The organism is Flavobacterium sp. (assembly GCF_028712645.1).
Classification (GTDB): Bacteria; Bacteroidota; Bacteroidia; order Flavobacteriales; family Flavobacteriaceae; genus Flavobacterium.
On the sequence record NZ_JAQTPQ010000163.1, the window covers coordinates 1 to 7864 of the forward strand.

Below are 7864 nucleotides of genomic sequence, written 5' to 3' on the forward strand. Positions count from 1 at the left end.
TGCAAGAGTCAAATTATGAACTTCAGAATAAGAAACATTTGCAGTCCCATTGAAATACCAAATTGACGACTTCGTCGAGTCAGAAGAAATATTCACAGAAATATTTTCATAAGAATAAGTTGTATTCGTCGGAGAAATAAATAAAATTAATGGCGGAGTCGTGTCTTCTTCCTCGCCAGAAATAATTGTAACATTCCAGTTTCCAGTTATATTTGAAATTGACATGTCAGAAGTTTGATTTGCAAATGCAAAAAAATAATAAGCATTTCCAATAGCCCCAGTTGCATTTACCCAAAAAGTTATGACTTGCGATTCTCCTGCATTTAAAGTTACATTTCTTGGATTGCTTTCATTTGTATAAAATGGTGTCGTCGGAGAAGTTGAAATTAATCCTTTAGAAGAAGTATATCCCAAAACAAAATGTTGAAGAGCAAAACCAGTCATATCCCCTAAAAAATGGTGTTGTCCTTCTGTAGAATAAGTTCCTAAAATACTCCCAGTTGAATTTAGTTTTGTTACATTAATTGAAGCGTAATCAGCAACCCAAACATTATTAGAAGAATCAATCGAAACACCATAAGGAGTAATAATTGAATCTAAATTATAAGTTCCTAAAATACTCCCAGTTGAATTTAGTTTTGTTACATTGCCGCTGTTAACTGTAATCCAAATATTATCAGAGGAATCGATTGCAATTCCCATTGAGACATCATCAATATTATAAATGCCCAAAATACTCCCAGTTGAATTTAGTTTTGTTACATTTTTCTTGTCACTAGAAGTAACCCAAACATTTCCTGAAGAATCAACTGCAATTCCTTTAGGTTTAGAACTATCTTCAACTGTAAAAGTTCCCAAAATACTCCCAGTTGAATTTAGTTTTGTTACATAATTGCTTAAATAATGAGTAATCCAAATATTATCAGAGGAGTCAACTGCTATCCCAAGAGGATTATTTCCAACAGTGAAAGTTCCTAAAATACTCCCAGTTGAATTTAGTTTTGTAACACTTGTAGTACCTACTACCCAAGTATTATTAGATGAATCAACTGCAATTCCAAAATTATTATGCCCAATATTATAAGTTCCCAAAATACTCCCAGTTGAATTTAGTTTTGTTACAAGATAACCCAAACCGCAAGAAACCCAAGCATTGTTAGACAAATCAATTGCAACACCCGAAGGATAATAACAACCAGCAGAATAAATACCTAACTTATTTCCAGATAAATCAAACAGAGTAACATTCCCTGGATCGTGATCAATAACCCAAACAAAAGGGGTTGAAACTTGCGGATCCAAACTAACATTAATTTCTCCACAATTTGCATTCTCACAAGAAACATTTACAGTCACATTAAAAAAACTATTTTGAGTTGCATTTATTCCATCTAAATTTTCAGGATTAATTAAATCAAGATTAATTTTCGGAGTTGTATCCCCACTTGAAATCGTTGCATTTGTATACATTAAATCAGAAATGTTATTCCAGCTCATATGTATTACATTTGAGAAAGAAACAGAGTCCACAATTCTTCCTTTTTTAATTGCTAACCCTCTTCCTCCAGGGGCCCCTAAAGCTTGTGTGTCAGCATCTATTAATTTAACACAACTCCAAGTTCCTGCAGTATTATTACAATATCTCAACGCATTATTAGTCGCATCAAAGTGAGATATATGAACTTTATTATTTTTATCAATTGCTATTGAACTATATCTTCCAATATCATTTGTAGTTTCCACATCTTCACAACTCCAAGTTCCTGCAGTATTATTACAATATACTAAATTAGTATTATTATAATAAGAAATATGAACAATGTCGTCGCCATCAATTGCTATTGATGCTGCATATATTATAGATTTAACTATTGAAACTGAAACACAACTCCAAGTTCCTGCAGTATTATTGCAATACCTTAAATTACTATCTACAGCATCATAATAATGGAGAATATGTGCTTTATTATTTGAATCTAAAGCAATATATTCTGTTCTCCCTTTTTCGGGTGCAATGTCCACATCTTCACAACTCCAAGTTCCTGCAGTATTATTACAATAAGAAATAGTTATGTCCGGATCTTCACCATTTTGAGTAATAATATGGACTCGATTATTTGTATCTATTGCTATTGAACATTCCCTATTATAAATTAAACCCGAGAATATTTCTTCACAACTCCAAGTTCCTGCAGTATTATTGCAATAAGAAAGAATTTCATCAGAACTATAACATATATGAATTTTATCATTTGAATCTATTGCTAATTCAATATCATCATATGTTTCCAAAGTATTATAAGGTAAATTTACACAACTCCAAGTTCCTGCAGTATTATTGCAATATTTTGGTATAGTAGAGTTATAGTAAGATATATGAACAAAATCGTTATTATCTAAAGCAATTGAAGAAAGTGAACCTGTTGTAGATTCTACAACTTGTGTATCAGCCCTAATAGCATAGACAAAAAATAAAATAAAAATAAATAAAAATATAACTGCAAATAAAATTCCACCAATTTTTGTCATACTTTTTTTATTCATCTTCCTTTTTTTACGTAAATACTTAAAATTTTTTTACCTTTTCTCACACTTCTATAAACATAAGGCCCATATTTTTTTCCGTTCCGAGAAATATATCGTTTATACACCATCTTTTACACTACTCAAAAGAAAATCCTATTTATAAATCTTTTTACACTACAAAAATAAAGTTAATTTAAAGGTACATTATATTTTTTAGCCAATTCTTTTATTTCTTTAACTTCTTCAGAAGTTTCAGAATAAACTTCTCTTTTTTTTAATCTTCCATAAACTAAAGTAAAAGGTCTGCTTAAATTGCTTAAAAAATCCTGCCAGAAATTTTCTCCTCTTTTTTTTAATTTAAACTTCACAGGATAAATAGGTTTTAAATCAAAATCTCCCCAATTAAAAACAGGATAATTTTCTCCAAACATACCAATTAATTTATCATCCCCTCCAACAAAACCTTGTCTTCTTAATTCACTATAAGCCATAACTTCTGGCCATAATTCTCCAGTAGTATATCTTGTTTTAGAATAATTTCCTACAATCAAAGGGTTTCTACTAAACTTATTTGGACTATCATCTATAAACTGATTAAATAATTCCGAATATCTTTCAAATTTAGTTTTAATTTCTTTAGTTTTTATTGCTTCTTGAAATAATTCATTCATTAAAGGACTAATAGGTTTACCCTCTTTAGTAACCATATAAAAATATTCTAAATAATGATTCATTTCGTTTGTAAAAACTTTTTTTCCTTGGGCTTCCGCAGTTTTTTCTAATTCTTTTTTTAATTCTTCTTTCAATCTTTCAATTTCTCTTTTTCCTTGATAAAATTCTCCCGCCTCTCGAAATAATCTTTCTCTAAAAGGTTTTATTCCCGCTCTTACATCCTCTCTTTGTTCTTTAGATAAACCTTCAAAATATAATTTAGTAAAAATTTCTTTGTAAACAATACTCGCCCAATTTTGGTCCAGCATAAATTCATTAATAAGAATATTCCCTCTAATAGAATAAGCCCCTTCTAAATCAGCAAAATAAAAAGGAGCCAACACGTTTGGAATAACTTCTCTTTCAGGCCTAAATCTTTCACCTCTAATTATTTTTACATTACCGATATTCACAGGAAGTCTTAAATTTCTAAGCAAGTTTTCATAAGTTGAAATTGTACCCCCCAACTTTCCAGCTAATGTTTGGCCCCTTAATATTTTTCTTGCTGATTCTGAAAATCCTTCCCTGTCATCATCTAAAGGAACTGCAAGCCCTTTATTCCAAGTTTCAACCCCTTCTTTAATTAAATTAAAATTATTTGTTTTAAGTCCTTCATTTAATCTTTCTAATATTACTGCTTTTTCAGGAGTTATCGGATCTTTTAATGGTTTAAAATATCTCTCACCATAAGAATATAATCCTGTTAAAAGAACGAAAGCAGCAGCTCCAGGAATAATATATCTCTTTAACAATTTCTTAGGACTTGGAAAAGAAAAAAATTTTTTAACCAAACTATTTTCACAACTAGAAATTTCGTCAACTTCATCTTCAGTCATTGATTCTAAATTATAATTGCCCATAATATTTTTAGAAAATTATACTATTTAAATTTTATCATAGTTGTTACTTATTAATAGTATCATAAATAAAACCACCTATCAGCCCAAAAAGTTTATAAATGTTCAATTAATCGTTTTTGTATGACGAAAGAATTAACAGAAAAAATTTCTGGAAGTTATGAAAGAATTTCTGACGGAATTTATAAAAATGTTCGTAATGCTTTTTATGTTGGAGTGTTAAGTATAGGTTTAGTCGGTTGTGTTCCTGGCCCACATCATCGAGATCCATCTCCATCGTATATTAGACCAGTGTATGAAGTTCGAGAACCGCCAAGAAAATCACACCCACCCATTATATATCATTCCACACCTAAAATTAGAGAAGGAAAAAAACCATATCATCCACCGGCATATCACAAACCCGCACCACCACATAAACCTAAACAGATTCCAAGTGCACCACCAAGATTTAAGCCAGGAAAACCAAAACCTTCTCCAAGTTTACCCCCTAAAAGACCTTATCCAAAAAAATAATTCTCAGAAAATTTATAAATATCAAATCTTTATTCTTTTATGAAAAAATTTTATATCACAATTATAATTTTATCTTTAATTATTTTAACAGGAATTATTTTTTATTTAAACATTGAAAAAACAGAAGAAGAAAATAATATTTCTCCACTCAACAAAAATGCACTTTCATCGCCAGAAGTCCAAGCACTAAATCTCGCAATCGATGGAAAATTCAAATCCCGTGCAGTTTCTTGGAAAGCTCTAAACGAATTCGGAGAAACCGCGCCTTTTGAAAAAATGGCAGAATCAGAACAGCAAGTAATTGATTATATAAAAATATTTTTTACAAAATATTCTATTCAAGTTCCTGAAAATGAATGGCTTATGAAAATTAATTTCAATTCTACAGAAGAAGCCTGCAAAAAAGGAATAAATGTCGAAGAAGAAAACATCCGACTCTATGACGAATTTTCAGGAAAATTAAAAAATCAGGAAATCATAGAATTATTTTCTTTTCTAAAAAGCACAGCAGAAAACAACATCAAAATTTTTGAGAATTGTTAGAATATTTTCCCAAGAATTTCTTATCATAAGATTTCCAAATCGAAATCAAACCCGCAATTGCAATATAAAAAAGCGAGAGAATTATTTCAGTTCTAATTTCAAAATAAAAAAAAGAAATCGCAGAACTCAAAATTAAAGAACCTGCAAAAATTACCAAGAACCATTTTCTTAATTGAAGGATTTCATCTTTGCACAAATAAGCAAGCAAATATCCGACAGGAAAAGCCGAAATTAAAAATATTATTGTCAAAATTTCTTTTATCATAAATTATTTAGAATAATCCGATATTTAAATTTATTTTCCCCATTCAAATTTTCTTTTTGCACGCACTTGCAAACCTTGCAAAGATTCTCTTGCTCCGCAATTCAAACCTAAATAAACTTTTTGTCCAGCACGATAAGCACCACTTAATTTTAAACTTATACCAAAGCCCATAATTTGTGCAAATTCAACTGGAGAATAAAAATAATTTTCTCTTTCTTTTGCCCTTCTTGAAATTGCAACTACATTTCCAGTTTCCTTATAACCCTGTCTAAATTCTCTAACACAAGAAACCAATCTTGAAAAATAATTTTGTCTTTGGTCAACAACATCATTTGAGTTTTGCATCTGCAACTTAAAAAAATATAATTTATAAACATTATTCTTCTGTAAAGAATATGATTATTGATGTTCACTGCCATCTAGACCACGAAAGATTTTCGCAAGATTTAGACAAAGTTATAGATAGAGCGCGAAAATCCGGTGTAAAATTTATAATTACTTCAGGTGTAAATTCGTCGACGAACAGAAAAATTTTAGAAATCAAAAAAAATTTTTCTGACATCGTAAAAGTTTCTTTTGGAATTTATCCTCTTGATGCATTAAAAAAAGAAATAGAAATCGGCGAAGCAAACGGATTTTCAAGAGACATTGAAAGTTTTGATTTAGAAAAAGAAATTTCTTGGATTGAAAAAAATAAAAATGAATGCGTCGCAATCGGAGAAGCAGGACTTGATTTCAAATATTCTTCAGAAAAAAATGAGCAAATAAAAATTTTCCAAAAAATTATAGATTTAGCTAAAAAGATAAATAAACCTTTAATAGTTCATTCAAGAAAAGCAGAATTAGAAGCACTCGAACTTCTCGAAAAATCAAATTACAAAAAAATTATTCTTCATTGCTTTTCAGGAAAAAAATCTCTAATAAAAAAAGGAATTGATTTAGGATTTTATTTTTCTGTTCCGCCAGTTATAACGCGGTTGGAACATTTTCAAATGCTCGTCGAACTAGTCCCACTTTCACAACTATTAACAGAAACCGACGCGCCATATCTCTCACCAATTCAAGGCGAAAGAAATGAATCCTCAAATATAAAAATAACTTTAAAAGAAATAGCAAAAATAAAAAATCTTCCTGAAGAAAAAGTTGAAGAAGAAATATTTAATAACTCAAAAAGATTATTTAATCTGTAATGGAAATCAAAAATTTAAAAGAACTCAAAGAAAATTTTAAACTGCTTCTTTCAAATATGGATAAAAATATAGAATCGCTTTACAATCTTGCAACCCACGACGAGAAAACAGGATTATATAATTACAGATTTTTTCAAGAAATTTTTGGAATAGAATTTGAAAAAGCAAAAAGAGGACAAAACCTTTCAATTGTAATTTTTGATATTGATAATTTTAAAATGATAAATTCAAAATTCGGGCATATTAATGCAGATAAAATTCTTATAAAAGTCGCAAAAATAATTAAAAATATTCTAAGAAAATACGATGTCGTCGCAAGATTTGGCGGAGAAGAATTTATTGTAATGCTCCCTTCAACAAATTTAATAAAAGCAAAAAAAGTTTCAGAAAGAATTAGAATTTCAATAGAAAAAGATTTCAAAAAAGAAAAGGTTACAATTTCAGGCGGAATTGCTGAATATAAAAAAGGAGACACAAAAGAAAAATTAAAAAATCGAGCAGATAAATTTTTATTTAAAGCAAAATCAAACGGCAAAAATAGAATTGAATTTTAATCTTCTAAAAAAAAGTTTTCATTCAAAGCATCTGAATTAGCAATCAAATCAGTAGCAGTAATTATGCCAACGAGCTTTCCCTTTTCTACAACAGGAAGTCGCTTAATTTCATTTTCAGTCATAGTTTTCGCCGCGTCATCCAAACTTGAATCTGGAGAAATCGTGATTACATCTTTACTCATAATTTTAGAAATCTTTTCATTTAATCTTCCAACATTTTTTAAAACATCTCTTTCAGTGATTATCCCAACGATATTTTCGCCTCTCATAATTATCAAACTACCAACTCTTTTCTCAGACATAATTTCCGCCGCCTCTTTTAATTTTATTTCTTCAACAGCAATAGCTCTTTTCATAATTTCTTCAACTTTCATAATCTTCGTCGGGAATTCCCATTGCTTTTTGTAATTTAATTATTTCCTTCAAACCAGTCGAACCAAAACCTTTATCATATCTTTCTGTAATATCTAATTTTTTTACATCGACAATTTTTACTTTTGTAACCGGAAGAATTACTAACTGCGCAATTCTCATTCCTTTTTCAATTGTAACACTTTCATCTGCAAAATTTATTAGAACAACTGAAACTTCTCCTCGATAAGCCGGGTCAAAAGTTCCTGCAGCAGTATGCACATTCATCTTACTAACAATTCCAGCTCTATCTCGAATTAATCCGACATGTCCTTCTGGAATTTTTATTGC

The 7864-nt window shown here is 29.8% G+C and carries 10 protein-coding genes; 4 read left to right on the forward strand and 6 right to left on the reverse strand.

The features are described 5' to 3' along the window. Together PHC28_RS12445 and PHC28_RS12450 are read right to left on the reverse strand one after the other, a co-directional pair. The coding region (locus PHC28_RS12445) for a hypothetical protein (protein WP_300100918.1) at positions 1-2544 on the reverse strand (2544 nt) is incomplete at its 3' end. 170 nt (positions 2545-2714) lie between these two features. Next, positions 2715-4073, reverse strand: coding sequence for a hypothetical protein (locus PHC28_RS12450; protein ID WP_300100921.1), 1359 nt, complete (start codon positions 4071-4073; stop codon positions 2715-2717). 144 nt (positions 4074-4217) lie between these two features. On the opposite strand from PHC28_RS12450, the gene PHC28_RS12455 reads away from it, so the two are divergent. Together PHC28_RS12455 and PHC28_RS12460 are read left to right on the forward strand one after the other, a co-directional pair. Further along, positions 4218-4610, forward strand: coding sequence for a hypothetical protein (locus PHC28_RS12455; RefSeq protein WP_300100924.1), 393 nt, complete (start codon positions 4218-4220; stop codon positions 4608-4610). 39 nt (positions 4611-4649) lie between these two features. After that, complete coding sequence (locus PHC28_RS12460) at positions 4650-5153, forward strand: hypothetical protein (protein WP_300100927.1); 504 nt, start codon at positions 4650-4652, stop codon at positions 5151-5153. Here the strand turns inward: PHC28_RS12460 and PHC28_RS12465 are convergent. Further along, positions 5131-5418 carry a hypothetical protein gene (locus PHC28_RS12465; protein ID WP_300100930.1) on the reverse strand — a complete coding sequence of 96 codons (288 nt, stop codon included), beginning with the start codon at positions 5416-5418 and terminating at the stop codon, positions 5131-5133. The genes PHC28_RS12460 and PHC28_RS12465 overlap by 23 nt on opposite strands. 30 nt (positions 5419-5448) lie before the next feature. After that, positions 5449-5763, reverse strand: a complete 315-nt coding sequence (locus tag PHC28_RS12470) for a hypothetical protein (protein ID WP_300100932.1) — start codon at positions 5761-5763, stop codon at positions 5449-5451. A gap of 50 nt (positions 5764-5813) precedes the next feature. Here PHC28_RS12470 and PHC28_RS12475 point away from each other — a divergent pair, with 50 nt between their 5' ends. Then, entirely contained in the window at positions 5814-6608 is a 795-nt protein-coding gene (locus PHC28_RS12475; protein WP_300100935.1) for a TatD family hydrolase, read from the forward strand. A gap of 56 nt (positions 6609-6664) precedes the next feature. Continuing rightward, on the forward strand, positions 6665-7162 hold the full coding sequence (locus PHC28_RS12480; RefSeq protein WP_300100938.1) for a GGDEF domain-containing protein: 498 nt from the start codon (positions 6665-6667) through the stop codon (positions 7160-7162). On the opposite strand, the gene PHC28_RS12485 is transcribed toward PHC28_RS12480, so the two are convergent. Together PHC28_RS12485 and PHC28_RS12490 are read right to left on the reverse strand one after the other, a co-directional pair. Beyond that, entirely contained in the window at positions 7159-7536 is a 378-nt protein-coding gene (locus tag PHC28_RS12485; RefSeq protein ID WP_300100943.1) for a cyclic nucleotide-binding/CBS domain-containing protein, read from the reverse strand. The genes PHC28_RS12480 and PHC28_RS12485 overlap by 4 nt on opposite strands. Next, a partial coding sequence (locus PHC28_RS12490; protein WP_367278030.1) for a dUTP diphosphatase occupies positions 7526-7864 on the reverse strand: 339 nt, incomplete at its 5' end. The genes PHC28_RS12485 and PHC28_RS12490, both read right to left, overlap by 11 nt.